At 44.6% G+C, this 17,862-nt stretch carries 15 protein-coding genes; 5 read left to right on the top strand and 10 right to left on the bottom strand.

Annotated elements, in window-relative coordinates; genetic code table 11:
* Window positions 1-120 precede the first annotated feature (120 nt).
* From OCV30_RS06985 to OCV30_RS06970, 4 genes are all read left to right on the top strand, one after another.
* Window positions 121-1,428, top strand: coding sequence for a TolC family outer membrane protein (locus OCV30_RS06985; protein WP_065679840.1), 1,308 nt, complete (start codon window positions 121-123; stop codon window positions 1,426-1,428).
* Complete coding sequence (locus tag OCV30_RS06980; protein ID WP_065679841.1) at window positions 1,428-2,042, top strand: OmpA family protein; 615 nt, start codon at window positions 1,428-1,430, stop codon at window positions 2,040-2,042. The genes OCV30_RS06985 and OCV30_RS06980 overlap by 1 nt, the downstream gene beginning before the upstream one ends.
* 131 nt (window positions 2,043-2,173) lie before the next feature.
* Window positions 2,174-2,524 carry a DUF2750 domain-containing protein gene (locus tag OCV30_RS06975; protein WP_017062305.1) on the top strand — a complete coding sequence of 117 codons (351 nt, stop codon included), beginning with the start codon at window positions 2,174-2,176 and terminating at the stop codon, window positions 2,522-2,524.
* Window positions 2,525-2,686: 162 nt separating this feature from the next.
* A complete protein-coding gene (locus OCV30_RS06970) occupies window positions 2,687-4,675 on the top strand; it encodes a tetratricopeptide repeat-containing diguanylate cyclase (RefSeq protein ID WP_065679842.1) in 1,989 nt (662 codons plus the stop codon).
* A gap of 2 nt (window positions 4,676-4,677) precedes the next feature.
* Here OCV30_RS06970 and queC read toward each other — a convergent pair whose 3' ends face one another.
* Complete coding sequence (gene queC, locus OCV30_RS06965) at window positions 4,678-5,373, bottom strand: 7-cyano-7-deazaguanine synthase QueC (protein WP_065679843.1); 696 nt, start codon at window positions 5,371-5,373, stop codon at window positions 4,678-4,680.
* Window positions 5,374-5,433: 60 nt separating this feature from the next.
* Window positions 5,434-6,102, bottom strand: coding sequence for a 7-carboxy-7-deazaguanine synthase QueE (queE, locus tag OCV30_RS06960; protein ID WP_306345588.1), 669 nt, complete (start codon window positions 6,100-6,102; stop codon window positions 5,434-5,436).
* Between the two features lie 185 nt (window positions 6,103-6,287).
* Between queE and OCV30_RS06955 the strand changes: the two genes are divergently transcribed.
* Complete coding sequence (locus OCV30_RS06955) at window positions 6,288-7,097, top strand: Cof-type HAD-IIB family hydrolase (protein ID WP_065679845.1); 810 nt, start codon at window positions 6,288-6,290, stop codon at window positions 7,095-7,097.
* Window positions 7,098-7,199: 102 nt separating this feature from the next.
* Here the strand turns inward: OCV30_RS06955 and OCV30_RS06950 are convergent, their stop codons facing one another.
* From OCV30_RS06950 to prpC, 8 genes are all read right to left on the bottom strand, one after another.
* The gene (locus OCV30_RS06950) at window positions 7,200-8,612 is read right to left on the bottom strand and encodes a bifunctional NUDIX hydrolase/phosphatase PAP2 family protein (protein WP_065679846.1); all 1,413 of its coding nucleotides are present in this window, start codon (window positions 8,610-8,612) and stop codon (window positions 7,200-7,202) included.
* An 84-nt stretch (window positions 8,613-8,696) separates the two neighbouring features.
* Entirely contained in the window at window positions 8,697-9,176 is a 480-nt protein-coding gene (locus tag OCV30_RS06945) for a GNAT family N-acetyltransferase (protein WP_009846623.1), read from the bottom strand.
* A 203-nt stretch (window positions 9,177-9,379) separates the two neighbouring features.
* Window positions 9,380-9,781, bottom strand: coding sequence for a glycine zipper domain-containing protein (locus OCV30_RS06940; protein ID WP_065679847.1), 402 nt, complete (start codon window positions 9,779-9,781; stop codon window positions 9,380-9,382).
* Window positions 9,782-9,998: 217 nt separating this feature from the next.
* A complete protein-coding gene (locus OCV30_RS06935; protein WP_065679848.1) occupies window positions 9,999-10,445 on the bottom strand; it encodes a hypothetical protein in 447 nt (148 codons plus the stop codon).
* A 147-nt stretch (window positions 10,446-10,592) separates the two neighbouring features.
* Window positions 10,593-12,497, bottom strand: coding sequence for a propionyl-CoA synthetase (locus OCV30_RS06930; RefSeq protein ID WP_065679849.1), 1,905 nt, complete (start codon window positions 12,495-12,497; stop codon window positions 10,593-10,595).
* 117 nt (window positions 12,498-12,614) lie between these two features.
* Window positions 12,615-13,787, bottom strand: coding sequence for a 2-methylaconitate cis-trans isomerase PrpF (gene prpF, locus OCV30_RS06925; protein WP_065679850.1), 1,173 nt, complete (start codon window positions 13,785-13,787; stop codon window positions 12,615-12,617).
* 9 nt (window positions 13,788-13,796) lie between these two features.
* On the bottom strand, window positions 13,797-16,433 hold the full coding sequence (gene acnD / locus OCV30_RS06920; RefSeq protein ID WP_065679851.1) for a Fe/S-dependent 2-methylisocitrate dehydratase AcnD: 2,637 nt from the start codon (window positions 16,431-16,433) through the stop codon (window positions 13,797-13,799).
* 179 nt (window positions 16,434-16,612) lie between these two features.
* On the bottom strand, window positions 16,613-17,812 hold the full coding sequence (gene prpC, locus OCV30_RS06915) for a bifunctional 2-methylcitrate synthase/citrate synthase (protein ID WP_065679852.1): 1,200 nt from the start codon (window positions 17,810-17,812) through the stop codon (window positions 16,613-16,615).
* Window positions 17,813-17,862: the final 50 nt, after the last annotated feature.

Here is a 17,862-nt window from a genome sequence, read left to right as displayed (position 1 = left end):
ACAACCATTTACGAATGCTCATCGGGCATTCGTTGTTTTTTTGGCGGTTCATCTAAATTTGATATATTCAAGCTTAAAAGCGACAAACTTAGGTGATACTCCATTTTTGGGAGATTGAAATTGAACTGGATTAAAAAGACTACATTAGGGTTGGCTATTGCACTCAGTTTACCGGCTAGCGCGCAAACCTTAGAGCAAGCCGTCGCGTTTACTTTAGAAAGTAACCCTGAAATCAAAGCGGCATATAACCAGTACATTAGTCAACGTTACCTTAACGATGCTTCAGGTGGAGCTTACCGCCCGAGTATAGATTTAGACGGTGGCATTGGTTACGAATATACGGATTTGGCGACGAATTCGAGCTCAACAGATCTAACGCGTAAAGAAGCAGCAATTACGTTGACACAACTCATTTGGGATGGCGCGAATACTTCTAACGACATTGATCGTACCGCTGCTGATGCAGAGTCTGTCCGTTATCAATTGCTATCTAGCGCTCAAGATATTGCACTGCAAGTAACCAAAGTCTATCTTGATTCAGTTAAAGCTTATGAAGTGCTTACACTTTCTGAAAACAATCTGGCGACGCACAAAAATATCTATATAGATATCAAGAAACGAGTTGATTCAGGCATTGGATCTACGGCAGACATGTCTCAGGTAGAAGCTCGTATTGCAAAAGCGCACGGTAATTTGCTGGCAGCTCAAAATAATTTATTTGATGCCCATACTCAATTCAAACGCCTTGTTGGCCAAGCCCCACTAGGCTTGGTATACCCACGTGCTGATGCAGGCTCTATTCCTTATACGATCGACGGTGCTTTGGCAAAAGCCTTTAACCAACACCCGGTTATCAAAATTGCACAGGCTGATGTAGATTCAGCGAAGTTCCAGTACAAACAGTCGAAGAGTACCAACTACCCAACTGTTTCTTTTGAAGCAGCTCAAAGGTGGCGTGATGATGCAGGTGGTACGAAAGGCAACAGCGATGAATTTTCTGCGATGCTTCGCTTAAAGTACAATCTCTATAACGGTGGAGCCGATCAAGACCGTGCCGAAAGTGCCGCTTATCAACTCAACAAAGCAAAAGACCTACGTGAGAGTACTTACCGTAATGTAGAAGAAAGCTTACGCCTTTCATGGAGCGCTCTTGACTTAACCGTTCAGCAGAAAGATTTCTTGTCGGATCACGTAGATTCAGCTTCTGACACCGTTATCTCTTATGAAAAACAATACCGAATTGGTAAGCGTACCCTTCTCGATCTACTTAACACTGAAAATGAACTCTTCGAAGCACGTAAGGGATTTTTAGACGCTAAGTACGATGTACAGTACGCAAAATATAGAGTCATGAATGCAACAGGTAACCTATTAACAGGGTTACGTGTAGAGACTCCACAAGAATGGAACGAAAAGGTAGAATATTAATGAAGCTTCTCAAAACTATACTCCCACTATGCTTCGTGGTTGCTTCTGCCAACATCATGGCTGAAACAAATGATGAATTCACTTATCGTGGTCTTCCTAGCACCACACAAAGTTATGATCTCGAAGATGATGATAATGATGGTGTTATCAACGCTCGCGATTTATGTATAGACACACAAATAGGCGCTGAAATAGATAATGATGGCTGTGGCTCGTATCTAGAGTCTAGCGAAGAAAAAGATCTTCATATTTTATTTGCCAATGACTCAGCAGAAATTAAACCTGTGTTTCTGAGCCAAATTCGTCAAATGGCTGCGTTTCTAAAGCGTTACGAGAACACAAGTATTCAATTGCAAGGTTATGCTAGTAAAGTAGGTAATGCCGAATACAATCTCAAGCTCTCAGAAGAACGTGCGGTCAATGTAAGACGTGCGCTCATCAGCAATGGTATCCCGCCATCAAGAGTCTATACCGTAGGGTACGGAGATGCAGGCTTCCGTGATAATGACACTGAAACTAATCATGCATTGAACAGAAAAGTCGTAGCCTCTGTTGTCGGATTTAAAGGCAACATCAAAGAAGAGTGGCATATATTTACTAAAATCGGCAAATAGATTCTACCACACCCAAACCATACTGAAACGTTTGGTAAGCGTTTCAGTATCCTTATAATTCCTTGATCGCCATATACCTACCCCTTGTATAATGTTAATCTTGTCTTGTTATCAACATAGAGAAATTATTCATGAGCAAACTAACCGCTGATACTCAAGCAAATCTAGAACTTTTCGTTTCTGAAACACAAGAAACTAAACTGGTATGGGGCCTTCGCAACGAAGAAGGTTGGCTAGCATGTGACTCAAGTGAATTCGAAAACAGTGAAGTGATGCCGTTCTGGTCTTCAAAAGAGGACGCTCAGACTCACAACGTTGAAGAGTGGGCAGACTTCGAAGTATTAGAAATCCCACTAGATATCTTTGTAGAAGATTGGTTACTGACCCTAGCTGAAGATGGTGTTCTTGTTGGTACTAACTGGAATGCAACATTGGAAGGCAAAGAACTTGAGCCTTCTGATCTAGCGAAATTATACATCTAGCTTCCAAGATCGGTCGTACAATAGCGTACGACCGGTTACCTATGATAAGCCATTGAGAATTAGAGATTTACCTCACATAAAAAACCATTAACTCGTCAAAAAAATTGAAGCAATATCAAACTAACAATAGAATACCGTTCTTTATCTGATTGATATTATCTCGTGATTCACTCCATTTTCATTGCCTTTCTGCTTTTCATCAACCTTTATTCCTTTAGCCAAGCATCAACAGCGGATCATGAATCTTCTCCAACAATTAGCACCTCGGTAATAGATCCCCACACAACTCCAAATGCTGATTGGAACGCACTCTATCTCTCAACTCTAACTCATTCCCCTTCGCGCGCATTGAACATGCTGCAAACACGCTACACGAGTTCAACAACCTACGGGGATAAGCTCTACCTATCGGCACTGCTATATCAATACATGAGCCAGCGCGATCAACCGTTTTATGGAATCGCTTCAAACGACAGTGACTACCAAGCAATAGAACAAGCGTTTATTAATGCCTTAGTAAATGATGGACAAGGTCAGTACAAAGAAGCTCAGCAAGGCTTTTTGTCCATATTAGTAAAAATGCAATCAATCAACGATGTTACAGGTAGAGCATTATTAAAATACCAATTATGTCGTTCTCTCAATGAGCAAGCTAAATATCATCAAGCGAACTATTATTGTTCTGCACTTCAGTCGGATTTGCATGACATTGCTGACCCTGTATTACCAAAATTTGGCACTTATCGAGTGATCGCTAACAATCACCATTTCCGCAGCGACTATCAAGCCGCGCTAGATACTTACCTATCACTGATAAGCGTGTTCCCACAAGGACATGATATTTCGGGGATCTATAACGATGTGGGTAATTTGCTCAAAGAGTTAAAGCAATATGATAAATCGGCTGAGTACCTCATAGAAGCACTCGCTCTGAGATCGGATGCTTCTGATTTGATGAAAGCACAAGTTCATCATAGCCTTGCAGATCTTTACCTTAATCAAGGACAAAGTGACCTAGCAATTAATCACTTTCAAAAAGCAAAAGCACTGTTGACTACGTCATCTCATAGCTACGGCATTGCGCTAACAACTCTTGGTTTAGGAAAGGCATACACGCAGACGAAGAACTATGATTTGGCGAGAGACTACTTAGTAGAGTCTCTGTCGGCTTCAAGCAAGCTAAACAACGATGTCATTCGAATCAACGCTTTCTTAGCAATCAGCGATATGTTCGAAGACCAAAAACTTAAAACGGAAGCGCTCAATTATGCACAACAAGCTTTGGAGCTATCCGAACAAGTCACAAGACATAAGTACACAGCTCAAGCACTACTTCAACTATCTGATATTCATCAGACACTCAGCGATTACCAACAAGCTTTCTATTTCTATCAGCGATACTCCTTAATACAGTTCGAAACCCGAGATATAGATAACAGGTTGGCTTTTGAAGCACTAGATCTAGCTCATGCTAGGTACGAAAAAGAACTAGAGAGTTCTTTCCTGAGACATCAAGCAAATTTAGACCGACTTCAAATCGAAAAGATGGAACATCAAAGGATGGTGTATAACATCATTGTTATTCTATTACTGTGTGCGGCTAGCTTTATGATCTTCACAAACAAAGCCATTCGTGCGAAAGCAGCAATCGATGCCATGACAAAGGCGTATAGTCGCACCGAGATAATACGAAGAGTCAAGCGTATCAAAGCCTGTAAAGGAACAGAAAAACAACATGTTCTCGTTTTACTCGATCTAGATAAATTCAAGAAAATTAATGACCAATATGGCCACCCTACTGGTGATAGAGCACTCGTTCATATAAGTCAGCAAATAAGACAACATTTAATTAAAGGTGAGCTGTTCGGGCGCTTAGGCGGCGAAGAATTTCTGATTATGCTTACTGATACAAAACCAGCTGAAGTACAAGAGCGTGTAGAGGAGTTACATTATGCTATTTCGAGTGCAGTTTTCTTATCAGAAAGCAAAAAGCCACTTAATGTAACCGCGAGTTTTGCTTATCTAGCAACCTCAAACGCATTAAGTGACTTTGATGACTTGTATTCAGTGCTTGACCAGGCGCTGTATCAAGCAAAGAGCAACGGCCGAAACTGCATCATTGATGCTTATAACGAGCCTATTGACTCATGAGGTTATTTATTCTGACCCTGCTTGCGAACCAATTCAGCCATAATACCTTGGCGATCACCTAGGTAATCGCTAAGGCCTATTTTGCGTAGTTCACACGCAGGGCAATCGCCACAACCATCACCAACAATGCCGTTGTAACAAGTCAGTGTTTTGTTTCTAACAAGCTCAAGTGCTGAGTACTGGTCTGCTAACGCCCATGTCTCAGCCTTGTTTAACCACATTAACGGTGTTTTAATATCAAGCGGCTTGTCCATACCTTGTACAAGCGCAGAGTTCATCGCTTTCACAAAGTCATTACGACAATCAGGGTAGCCTGAGAAATCAGTTTCACACACGCCCGTGATTACGGTATTTGCACCGATTTGGTAAGCGTAAATACCCGCCAAAGTTAAGAACAGAATATTACGACCAGGAACAAAAGAGTTTGGTAGTCCATTCTCTTGTAGCTCATGAGACACAGGGATATCGTCGCGAGTCAGAGAGCTGATAGCCAGTTCATTCAACAGAGTCACATCCATCACTTTGTGTGCTTTCACACCAAGATCTTTTGACAACGACTCAGCCACTTCAATCTCGAGTCTATGGCGCTGGCCATAGTCAAACGTAATCGCATGAACTTCATCATACTCTTTTAAAGCTTGAACAAGACACGTTGTTGAGTCTTGACCACCACTGAATACTACCACTGCTTTTTTCATCTTAAATCCTTACGAGAATCTTCTACTAGCGACTTATCTAGGCCAGTAAACAAATGCAACCTATGCGATGCTCAAATATTTGTGAGTTTGTATTGATAAGCGCCAATTACGCTCAATGCAGGTATCAATACAAAGCTGAGTAGCGCGGTCTTTTTGGCTGATTGGTTGCAGAGCGATAACAGTGTCGCTAGCAACCGCAGCTCGCTCCAATAAACCGTCAAGCTGTTCGATGTCTTTGCTTGTGCCTACTGGATGCTTAATTTCGTTAGCACGTTGTAAGGCGCTATCTAAAATTTCCAGTTTCGCTTTCATCGCCACCTTCGGTGACACCGTAATCCAAGTGTCCGATGTCGCTTTTACTTCCGATGTTCCGCTGGTCTCAATCTGACAGCGACAACCGTGTTGCTCAAATGCTTCAGTGAGAGGGACAAGATCATAAATGCACGGCTCGCCACCGGTAATCACAATGTGCTTAGCTGTGTAACCTTGCTTGATGTATTCATTCACGATTCCTTGAGCATCAATTGCTGACCAAGTCGGTGAATCTTCTGTCTTAACCATAATATCGCCAAGGCTAGTTTCATCTTCAGGTAGTGCTTCCCACGTCTGTTTGGTGTCACACCAAGAACAGCCTACTGGGCAAATTTGTAGACGAACAAACACAGCAGGAACGCCGGTAAATACGCCCTCGCCCTGGATGGTTTCAAACATTTCATTAATCTTGTACAACTTACCCTCAGCTCAATCATTTGATGAAATTAATCAACCGCAGACCTTAAAGCACTTGCCCCTTTTGGTCAAACAAATGAGTACTGATAAATGAGTTGATCAAAGCCCTAGCCTGAGCTTTCAAGTTCCCTTATCCTTTCGCCCATTAGATTTTGTTAGCTTTTAATTTTTTGGTAAGGAACAACATGTACAAACTGATTGCTCTTGATATGGATGGCACACTACTTAACAGTGAAAAAGTGATTTCTCAAGAGAACAAAGACGCGATAGTTAAAGCTCGCGCTGCAGGTGTGAAAGTGGTTCTGGCTTCTGGTCGCCCTTTAGAAGGCATGCAGAGTAAGCTAGACGAGCTTTCCATCAACGGCGAAGATGACTTTGTACTCTTCTACAACGGCTCTATGGTTCAGAATGTATCTACAAAAGAGATCATTCACAGCGAGATTAGCAATGGTAAAGCCGCGAAACAGATTGCTGCATTAGCACAAGAGCTAGGTGGTTATGTGCATGCCTTCAGCAAGGTTCATGGCTTAATAACACCTGAAAACAATGAGTACACCGCTATTGAAGCGCGTATTAACGGCTTAGAGATTACCGAGTTCGACTTTTCTCAACTAGAAGACGACCATGAAATTATCAAAACAATGATTGTCGCAGAACCAAGCAAGCTAACCGAAATCATCGGCAAGTTGCCACAAGAGCTTAAGACTCAGTTTACTATCGTGCAAAGTGCACCATTCTTCTTAGAGTTCTTAAACCCAAATTCAAACAAGGGTGTAGGTATTGAAGCAATCGCTAAACATTTGGGGATTACAGCGGAAGAAGTAATCTGCATGGGTGACGCTGAAAACGATCATCATATGCTTGAATACGCTGGCCTTGGCATTGCAATGGAAAACGCAATGGAAGAAACCAAGAAACTGGCGGATCACATCACAGCGAGCAACGACGACCACGGAGTCGCCGTCGCGATTGAAAAGTTTATCTTCAACTCGTAAACGGTCAATAGGCTCGAGTGAGAATTACTTTTTGCTTGTTTCACAAATGACAAAGGCTGTGCACTGCACAGCCTTTTTTTGATTTTATGTTCGTCGGTTCGCCTACTCTCTTTTCCATGGCAGACGAAACGCCACGACACCAAATAGAATCAAGATTGGGAAACGTAAGGTCTCAACAATAAATGAAGCGATGCCACTGAATGAGACAAAACTTCCTGCCCAGCTAATCAGCAGATTCCCCGCTAACAACATCGCCATCACTCCAAATACAATCTTGAACGAGAACTGGCCGACCAAAGGCTTCGAATCCGTTAACGTTACTAAGCATGCAATCGTCATCAAAATTGCTACCCAGAAAGAGAATGTCGGCAATGGCCATATAACAGTGAGAACAATCGACAGTAAGCACAATGCCCACCAAATACCTTTAGAACTCAATAAAGCACTAATATCAACATCAGGTTTCGCGTCCAATCTCACGATGTGCCACGTCGTTAATGCGCCTAATACGCCACCCATTAATACATCACTAAAGAATGCACTACCTGAATAAGACTTAAATAACATGATCCATAGCAAACCAGCGAGCACTATCAGAATAGCTTTTTGCTCCAAGAGGCGCTTTAGTTCCCAAAAAACTAACAAGGTTAAACTGACCCATAAGGCAGCCAGTAGACTTGGGAAGCTATACCCACTGCTCATCACCAGTTTCAATGTTGGTAAGTAAGCGTGCGGACGTGGAAAGCTAAACCCTTGATGTGCGATTAAAGTGAGCAGTGTTACTGAAATCAAAGTGAAGCCAAACTTCAACGCGAAGTTACGGCCAAAGTACCAAGCAATTAGTGGCAATATTACAATGAAAACCCATGGCTTCGCTAACGAGTCAGTTAAAAGTACAGTATTCGCAAACAAGCTTGGCATGTTATCGAACGCGTTTTGAAGCGACACAATCCAATTTAGTTCAACTTGATGGATTTGGGGTGCCGCGCCCACCAGCTCAGTCACATACGTCACAGGTTGATCTGTCGCAGATAAAAACAACTCATTAATCTCTGACCACTGCTCTGGGTAACGATATTGCTTTGCTTCCAACTCAATGGGAGGAAGTAACATCGCTCTACTAACTTCCACGCCATAATGAGGAGCAAACCATATAGGTAGTTCAAAACCACCTAGCTCATTTCGAGTTTGAAAACTGATCACTTCAGAGTCAGAGACACAATCATATACAACGGCACTGTCGGTATATCCCAACACATCACCGACCGTCACGGACAAGCCCGCCTCTTCCCAAGTTTCTCGTTGCGCTGCGATGGCAGGCGGCTCACCAGAAACCACAGTGCCTCCCGGTAGAGACAATTGCCCCGTGATCAATTCATCAACCAACACGATTTGGTTATCAGCACGTACTACACACAAAGCGCCCGCGATATGATCGGGCAAAGTGTTGTTAGCCCAAGCGGAAGTAGTACTCAAAAGAGACAGTATGAAAACGAAAAAATATCTAATAACCAACGAGTTTACCTAAAAAATAATAGAAGAAATTTAAGACTGCTAATACACGAGTCTATTGTAATCAAAGCCACACAAAATCGCTGTCTACGTTTTGTGCAAAGCCTTCCTCATCCATTGAATGTGAGGTGTGAACCCCATTTTTTGATAGAAGTCCTTGGCAGGTGAATTAAAGTCCCAAACCTCTACAAAGACTTGTTCAACGCCATAATCATCAAAAGTACTTTCAACTTTGTTAAACAACTTTTCAGCAATTGATTCTTTTCGATAATCAGGTAAGACAAACAGTTCATCGACACTCCCCATCGGCACCGGTTTACTCACCGTTGAGATAAGCTCACAAAAATGTCCGGAGATAAAGCCAACAATGAGCTCACCTTTTAATGCCACGTAGACTAAGCATTCAGGATCATCTAAGTAACGTGCAATGCTTTTTTCCTGCTCAATCTCTTCTGCCGTTTTAAAGTGCTCTGGGCTTGCAAGGTGGTGGTGATGGTGGAGATCGAACATTAACTCGTTAAGTTGTTCCAAATCCGCGTGCTTTGCGGCCCTTAAGGTGACATTCATGACTATTGCGCTTCTCAAACCAAATTAATATCTAAACTGAGTCTAGTTTACTTGGCGTGAGTATCTATACAAGTTATTGAATTAATTCATTGTTTGAAGTGTGTATTTTAGATACAAAAACGACCACATTACGTGGGCATTCTGTTTGAATTATTTTGAATTAAACGAATATCGAAGCTATGGCTTTTGCTGTAGCTTCAGATTTATGCACCGTTATCTTCTTTCTCTTCTTTGAGATCAGCAAGTTGTTGTTCCAGTTCAATAAGCTTAATTTCCGCTTCTACTTCAGCGACACGCTTTTCTGCATCAGTGCGGTTATCCTGTGCCAAACCATCAGCTGTAACTTGGGTTCTTTGAGCATTTCGAGCGTCGTCAGTATCTTTCATCGAACCAGCAACACCGCCAGTCACGCCCCCCAGAGCTGCTCCCTTAACGGCCAAACTTGCATCTCCAGTCAATGCACCAGCCGTAGCACCTAGCAATGCACCACCTATCGCACCGCGATTACGCGCAGCGTTTTCATTTTCGTTGTCTGTCGCTGGTGATGCACAACCAGAAAGAGTCACAATTAATGTTGCTAGCAATAAAGGTTTAGTGAATGTCATGAGTGTCTCGCTTAGTTCTTCGTTTGGAATGAAGCTATCTTAAGCAGAACCGTTAACCAGATAAATAAAGCCACCTTTAGACGATACATCATACTTAGCTATGTATTTCGCAGTTAACACATAACCGATTGATGACGTATCGCATTGGTGTACCTAATTCATCAGACACAAAAAAGGCGACCAACAAGGTCGCCTCAAGAATGATTGCCGTTCAGGTTTAGTCTTTAGACCAAAAGTTCTGCATATCCGCAGCACTTGGAGGTGGTCTTACGCCACAATCTCGATAATGATTTTTATCACCTATTCCCAGTATTTTACCATTTTCATCATTAATCATCGCTGCGACTTTCACACCATCACCAACATGACGGGTCAACACGACAATTTCACCGGCTCTTTCAGATCTTACCGCGCCCAAGATTTGGTATTCATAGCGCCCTTTCCTTGAATTAACAATCATCTTCGAGTTAATAGGATCTGCTTCATACCCGACACCAATATCAAAAACCGCTTGATACAAATCGACACCAGTCTTAGATACGCATCTAAATACCTTGGGGTGACTCAAGGGTTCTAACAACGCTCTGCTCGCTTCATCCTTTGAAATACTGGCACTAGCAGCACCACTGACCAATAAAGCAATCAACAAAAAATAAGCTCGCATAAAAAGACCTCAATATGTGGGGTTCATAATGAGGTCATATTAAGCGCAATGGGTAAGCGGATGAATAAAGTAGAGTTTAGGTAAACCATCACGCTGGGTTATGCATAAATCAACAAGCCGAAGACCAGATTACCTAAACTACGACGTCTATTTGCCGAGCTTTTCTGCAATTTCCGTTAAGCTTGTTGGATCATCAATAGTAGAAGGCACCACATATTGCTCACCTTCGGCTATCTGTCGGATAGTTCTACGCAAGATCTTACCTGAACGCGTCTTAGGCAACCTCTCAACCACCAAGGCTTGCTTAAAACAGGCTACAGCACCAATCTCGTTACGAACCTTACCCACTAGCTCAGCTTGCAGTTCAATGCTATCTACTTTCACACCATCTTTTAGCACAACTAAACCCAGCGGCAATTGCCCCTTCAAATCATCGTGAATACCAACAACAGCACATTCAGCAATCGCAGGGTGACCTCCAACGATCTCTTCCATTTCACCAGTAGACAAACGATGTCCTGCGACATTAATCACATCATCAATACGACCCATGATAAATAGATACCCATCGTCATCGAGATAGCCACCGTCCCCAGAAACATAATAGCCCGGGAACTGACTCAAATAGCCGGATTCAAACCGATCATGATTGCGCCAAACCGTTGGTAAGCAACCTGGTGGCAATGGGCGTTTAAGAGCCACAAATCCTTGTTGATTAGGCAGAGCTACTTCGCCTAGTTCATTGAGGATCTCCACTTGGTAACCCGGTACGGGCTTCGTTGAAGAGCCGGCTTTCACGGGCAAAGACTCCAGCCCTGTTGGATTGGCAGAAATAGCCCAACCCGTTTCGGTTTGCCACCAATGATCGATAACCGGCTTATTGGTATGAGATTCAACCCAATCCAATGTTGGCGGGTCTAAGCGCTCTCCCGCCATGAAAATCGACTTGAGCGATGATAAGTCATACTTGGTGAGCAACTCGCCTTCGGGATCTTCTTTCTTGATTGCCCTAAACGCTGTTGGCGCAGAAAACAATACATCGACGTTGTACTCTTCACACACACGCCAGAATGCACCGGGATCTGGCGTTCGTACTGGCTTACCTTCAAACAGAATCGTAGTGCAGCCGTGAATCAGTGGCGCGTAAACAATGTAGGAGTGCCCCACAACCCAGCCGACATCAGAAGCCGCCCAAAATACACCATCTTGCGGCATATCGTAGATAGTACTCATTGAGTATTTCATCGCAACCGCATGACCACCGTTGTCACGCACAACACCTTTTGGCTTACCCGTAGTGCCTGATGTGTAAAGGATATACAACGGATCGGTTGCCAAGACAGGAACACAAATGTGTGGCAATGCATCGTTAACCGCTTGCTGCCAAAGTACATCGCGTTCATTGTTCAACTCGGCTAGAGACTGCTCTCTTTGGAATACTACCACTTTCTCAGGCTTCCAGCGGCTGTCCATGATTGCGCGATCGACCATCGGCTTATATGGCAAGACTTTGTTTATCTCGACACCGCAGGAGGCAGCAATCAACACCTTGGGCTCGGCATCTTCAATTCGAACAGCAAGCTCATGAGGAGCAAAACCACCAAACACCACCGAATGCACCGCGCCTAGTCGTGCACAGGCCAACATTGCCATCGCCGCTTCAGGAATCATTGGCATGTAGATCACCACACGATCGCCTTTGGTTACGCCTTGCGTGGCTAACATACCTGCGACTTTAGCCACTTGATCACGCAATTGGTTGTAAGTGTATGAGGATTGATTTCCTGTAACTGGAGAGTCGTAAATCAGTGCCACTTTATCACCACGACCATTTTCGCAATGATAATCCAACGCCAACCAGCAGGTGTTCATCACCCCATCAGGAAACCAACGTTCAATACCGTTATCGTCAGTTTGTAATATCGTTTTTGGTGGTTCAAACCAATCGATCGCTTGTGCTTGTGTTTCCCAGAACGAATTGGGGTCTTCCCTAGCCCATTGGTACTCGGTGATATAGTCTGTTTTTCTGTTCATTCGATTCGTAGCAGACATAGTGCCTCCTCCATGATTTATCCATTAGTCCAAGTGCCTAGCTTGTGGCCGTTCACTTGGGTGCACTCTTTTCTCAGCGTTGTGTTCGTGAACATTTAACCATTCACGAGAATCGCTTTACTTAGGAAAAGGCACACGGATGGCACCTTCCATGATCACTCGGGCACTACGACTCATGATCGCCCTTTCAATTTTCCAACCGCTTTCCGTCTGAATAGCTTTAGCTCCCACCTTTAAGGTTCCTGATGGATGACCAAAGGTCACAAAGTCACGGGAACCCTCACAGGCTGCCAAGTTCACTAACGTACCCGGAACACTCGCCGCTGAAGCAATGGCGACCGCAGCTGTGCCCATCATGGCGTGATGCAGTTGCCCCATAGACAAAGCTCGCACCAGAAGGTCGGTATCGTCAGCTAATACCGATTTACCACTGGAGGCTTGGTACGCTTGAGGATTAGCAACAAACGCGACTTTAGGTGTATGTTGACGTGATTCAGCTTGTTCTAAAGAATCAATAAGACCCATCGCTACTGCACCATGTGCTCGTATGGATTCAAACAGAGCCAAGGCTTTGGTATCACTATTGATATCTGATTGAAGTTCAGTGCCTTGGTAACCAACCGATTCAGCATCAACAAAAATGGTGGGTATCCCAGCATTAATGTATGTCGCTTTGATGCAACCCAGATCGGGAACATCTAAAAAATCGACAACATTCCCTGTTGGAAACATAGAACCACTCGCATCGGCTGGATCTAGGAAATCGACTTGGATCTCAGCAGCGGGGAAAGTGACACCATCGAGCTCAAAGTCACCTAACTCTTGGACTTCCCCATCAGCGATAGGTACATGAACAATAATGGTTTTCTCTATGTTCACTTGCCATACTCGCACCTCGACCACACCGTTTTCTGGAATACGATTCGAATCGACCAGTCCACTATGAATTGCAAATGGGCCCACTGCAGCAGACAGATTGCCGCAGTTACCGCTCCAATCAACGAACGGCTTGTCTATTGCTACTTGGCCGAATAGGTAATCAACATCGTGATCGGCTTTACTGCTTTTCGAAACAATAACAGTTTTACTGGTACTGGATGTTGCGCCACCCATGCCATCGGTTTGTTTACCATAAGGATCTGGACTGCCAATTACTCTCAACAACAACTTATCTCTCGACTCTCCAGCAACTTGAGCTGATTCAGGTAAATCACTTAGGTTGAAGAAAACGCCTTTGCTCGTCCCGCCTCGCATATAGGTCGCAGGCACTTTTATCTGTTTAGTGTTCATCACAAGCTCCTACTGGGCGAGAAAGTCTTTAGCGAAACGTTGCAATACGCCACCAGCGCTGTACACATTCACTTCGTCTGCCGTGTCTAGTCGGCAGGTCACAGGAACATCAAGCTTTTCACCGTTTTTACGAGTGATGACTAGAGCTAAATCAGAACCTGCTTCAATGTCACCGTACACGTCGTAAAGCTCGGTGCCGTCCAACTCTAAGGTATTGCGATTCGTTCCTACTTTGAACTGCAGAGGCAATACACCCATGCCAACCAAGTTGGTTCTGTGGATTCGTTCAAACCCTTCAGCCACAATCACTTCAACACCCGCTAAGCGCACCCCTTTGGCTGCCCAGTCACGTGATGAACCTTGTCCATAATCAGCACCAGCAACAACAATCAAAGGTTGTTTACGGTTCATGTAGGTTTCTATCGCTTCCCACATTCGCGTAACTTGCCCCTCGGGTTCAACTCTTGCCAATGAACCTTGCACGACTTCTCCAACGTCCTGCACCATTTCGTTATACAGCTTAGGGTTGGCGAATGTTGCTCGTTGCGCGGTTAAGTGATCACCTCGATGGGTCGCGTAAGAGTTAAAGTCCTCTTCCGGCACTTCCATTTTGGTGAGGTATTCCCCCGCAGCGCTCGAAGCGAGAATCGCATTTGAAGGGGATAAGTGATCCGTAGTGATATTGTCACCCAGAATCGCTAAAGGTCTCATACCAGATAGGCTTCGTTCTCCCGCAAGAGCACCTTCCCAATAAGGTGGTCTGCGAATATAGGTACTTTGAGGTCGCCAGTCATAAAGCGGTTCAGTCGTCACCTGTTCCTCGTCTGGCTGGAACATTTTCACGTAGATTTGTTGGAATTGCTGAGGTTTAACATGCTCACCGACAACCGCATCGATCTCAGCATCACTCGGCCATAAATCACTTAAGTAGATTGGCTTACCATTGTTGTCGGTGCCTAAGCTGTCTTTCTCGATATCAAAGCGCATCGTACCCGCTAAGGCATAAGCAACCACCAATGGCGGTGACGCTAAAAAGGCTTGCTTTGCGTATGGATGGATTCGACCATCGAAATTTCGGTTCCCCGATAACACAGCGGTTGAATACAGGTCGCGGTCGATGATCTCTTGTTGGATTTTAGGATCCAGCGCCCCACTCATTCCGTTACAGGTCGTACACGCATAACCCACGATACCAAAGCCTAATTGTTCAAGTTCAGGAAGCAAACCTGCCGACTCGAGGTAGAGCTTGGCAACTTTAGAACCCGGAGCAAATGACGTTTTCACCCACGGCTTACGAACTAATCCAAGTTGATTGGCTTTCTTCGCAACCAATGCCGCGGCGACCACATTTCTTGGGTTACTGGTATTAGTACAAGAAGTAATCGCCGCAATGATCACGGCTCCATCTGGCATTTGTTGATCAGAATATTGTTCAGCGTGTTGCTCTTTCCAAGAAGCTTGGCTGATACCTTGCTGGGCAAGTTCGCTGGTAGGCAAACGGCGATGAGGATTCGAAGGCCCCGCAAGATTTCGCTCAACCTTCGATAAATCAAACTCAAGCACACGTTCGTATTGAGCGGAATCTAAGTCATCAGCCCAAAGTCCGGTTTGCTTGGCATAGCGTTCGACTAGTTCAACTTGTTCAGGCTCTCGTCCTGTGAGTTTAAGGTATTGAATAGTCTGCTCATCGATGTAGAACATCCCCGCAGTCGCACCATACTCAGGCGTCATATTGGAGATGGTTGCGCGGTCACCAATGGTCAGTGCACGAGCCCCTTCACCGAAGAATTCCAAATAGCTTGAGACCACTCTCTCATTGCGAAGGAGCTCAGTAATCGCAAGCACAATATCCGTTGCCGTTATCCCTTCTTGTCGTTGACCCGTTAGCTTCACGCCGACGATGTCCGGCAATCGCATCATAGACGGACGACCGAGCATCACAGTCTCGGCTTCCAAGCCACCTACACCGATAGCGATAACGCCCAGAGCATCAACATGCGGAGTATGACTGTCGGTACCGACACAAGTATCAGGAAACGCTATGCCTTCTTTAGATTGAATAACTGGAGACATTTTCTCCAAGTTAATCTGGTGCATGATCCCGTTACCCGCTGGGATCACACTCACGTTTTTAAACGCGGTTTTACACCATTCAATAAAATGAAAACGGTCTTCGTTTCTGCGCTCTTCAATCGCGCGGTTTTTATCAAATGCTTCGTTATCAAACCCAGCATGTTCCACTGCCAAAGAGTGATCAACAATCAGTTGAGTTTCGACTACTGGGTTCACCTTGGCAGGGTCTCCGCCTTGATCGGCAATCGCATCGCGTAAGCCAGCTAAATCAACTAAAGCTGTTTGACCAAGAATGTCATGACACACCACGCGCGCAGGATACCAAGGGAAATCTAGGTCGCTCTTACGGTCAATGATCTGCTTTAAGCTGCCTTCAAGGGTTCTAGGGTCACAGCGTCTTACTAATTGCTCTGCCAATACTCGCGACGTATAAGGCAAGGTTTTATAAGCGCCCGGGGATATTGCTTCTACCGCTTCGCAAGCGTCGAAATATTCTAAACCCGTTCCCGGTAAAACCTTTCGATACTTGTTTTCATCAAGCTCTTGGTTTCTTTCAAGTTTTACATCAGACATACATCCACCATTATCTGTTAAATTCTATTCGTTGTTTCTTGAGGCCTTGTCGTATGAAGACGGAAGTCACCTCAGACATACATCCACCATTATCTGTTAAATTCTATTCGTTGTTTCTTGAGGCCTTGTCGTATGAAGACGGAAGTCACCTCAGACATAAGTCGGCTCGATATAGAGGACTAACGTAGATGGATAGGTAGCCAGTCTTGGTGCTCTGGCCCGGTGTAGTCTGCACTTGGACGAATGATGCGATTGTTTTCTCTTTGTTCGAACACGTGTGCTGTCCAACCCGTAAGGCGGCTCATCACAAAGATCGGAGTAAACAATTTGGTTGGGATGTCCATGAAGTGGTAAGCCGATGCATGGAAGAAGTCAGCATTACAGAACAAGCCTTTCTCGCGCTTCATAACAGCTTCAACACGCTCTGAAACGGCATAAAGCTGTTCATCACCCACCTCTTGAGCTAGCTCTTTCGACCAGCGTTTGATTAAGGCGTTTCGTGGGTCGCTCTCACGATAAATGGCATGCCCGAAGCCCATGATTTTGTCTTTGTTGGCGAGCATATTCATGATGTTCGCTTCCGCTTCATCGGCGGTTTGCCAATCTTGGATCATTTCCATCGCAGCTTCGTTTGCACCGCCATGTAAAGGACCTCGCAACGTACCAATCGCTGCGGTGACACACGAGTGAATATCCGACAACGTTGATGCACACACACGAGCAGCAAAGGTTGAAGCATTAAACTCATGTTCCGCGTAAAGAGTTAGCGAGCAGTGCATCACCTTCTTATGAAGTTCACTAGGCGCTTTATCCGTTAGCATCTTCAGGAAGTAGCCACCCAGACATGCTTCACTTTGATCTTCAGTATCAATTCGCACGCCATCATGGCTAAAGCGATACCAATAACAAATAATCGCAGGGAAAAGCGCGAGCATTCGTTCAGTCGCAGGCAGTTGCTCGGAGAAATCAGTCTCTTGCTCTAGGTTACCCAACATTGAACAACCCGTTCTCATCACATCCATCGGATGAGCGTCTGCTGGGATAAGCTCTAGTGCTGCTTTCAAAGGTTGAGGTAAGCCGCGCAGACCAACCAACAGTGTTTTGTAATCATCTAGCTCTTTTCCACTGGGTAAATGACCTCTTAGTAGCAGATGCGCCACTTCTTCGAACTGAGCGTGATTAGCAAGGTCAGTAATATCATAACCGCGGTAGGTTAAGCCGGTTCCTGATTTTCCTACCGTACATAGCGCTGTGGTTCCCGCACTCTGGCCACGTAGACCAGCACCACCGATTGCAGATGTGCTTGTTGTTTTTGTGCTTTGTTGTTCTATTTTTGAAGCATTTTCGACAGCTGCTTTATCACTCAAAGATACAGACATGGTGAACTCCTTTTCTGTGTTAGCCGCCTGCACTCTTTGGTGCTGCCTGT

It is taken from the genome of Vibrio atlanticus, from assembly GCF_024347315.1.
Taxonomy (GTDB): Bacteria; Pseudomonadota; Gammaproteobacteria; order Enterobacterales; family Vibrionaceae; genus Vibrio; species Vibrio atlanticus.
This window is presented reverse-complemented; position numbering and strand designations above follow the sequence as displayed.

Coding starts and splice junctions, on each gene's coding strand:
- OCV30_RS06955 (WP_065679845.1), top strand. CDS start 6,288: ATGTACAAACTGATTGCTCTTGATATGGATGGCACACTACTTAACAGT.
- OCV30_RS06930 (WP_065679849.1), bottom strand. CDS start 12,497: ATGTCTGCTACGAATCGAATGAACAGAAAAACAGACTATATCACCGAG.
- acnD (WP_065679851.1), bottom strand. CDS start 16,433: ATGTCTGATGTAAAACTTGAAAGAAACCAAGAGCTTGATGAAAACAAG.
- prpC (WP_065679852.1), bottom strand. CDS start 17,812: ATGTCTGTATCTTTGAGTGATAAAGCAGCTGTCGAAAATGCTTCAAAA.
- OCV30_RS06980 (WP_065679841.1), top strand. CDS start 1,428: ATGAAGCTTCTCAAAACTATACTCCCACTATGCTTCGTGGTTGCTTCT.
- OCV30_RS06945 (WP_009846623.1), bottom strand. CDS start 9,176: ATGAATGTCACCTTAAGGGCCGCAAAGCACGCGGATTTGGAACAACTT.
- prpF (WP_065679850.1), bottom strand. CDS start 13,787: ATGAACACTAAACAGATAAAAGTGCCTGCGACCTATATGCGAGGCGGG.
- OCV30_RS06935 (WP_065679848.1), bottom strand. CDS start 10,445: ATGCGAGCTTATTTTTTGTTGATTGCTTTATTGGTCAGTGGTGCTGCT.
- OCV30_RS06940 (WP_065679847.1), bottom strand. CDS start 9,781: ATGACATTCACTAAACCTTTATTGCTAGCAACATTAATTGTGACTCTT.
- queC (WP_065679843.1), bottom strand. CDS start 5,373: ATGAAAAAAGCAGTGGTAGTATTCAGTGGTGGTCAAGACTCAACAACG.
- OCV30_RS06975 (WP_017062305.1), top strand. CDS start 2,174: ATGAGCAAACTAACCGCTGATACTCAAGCAAATCTAGAACTTTTCGTT.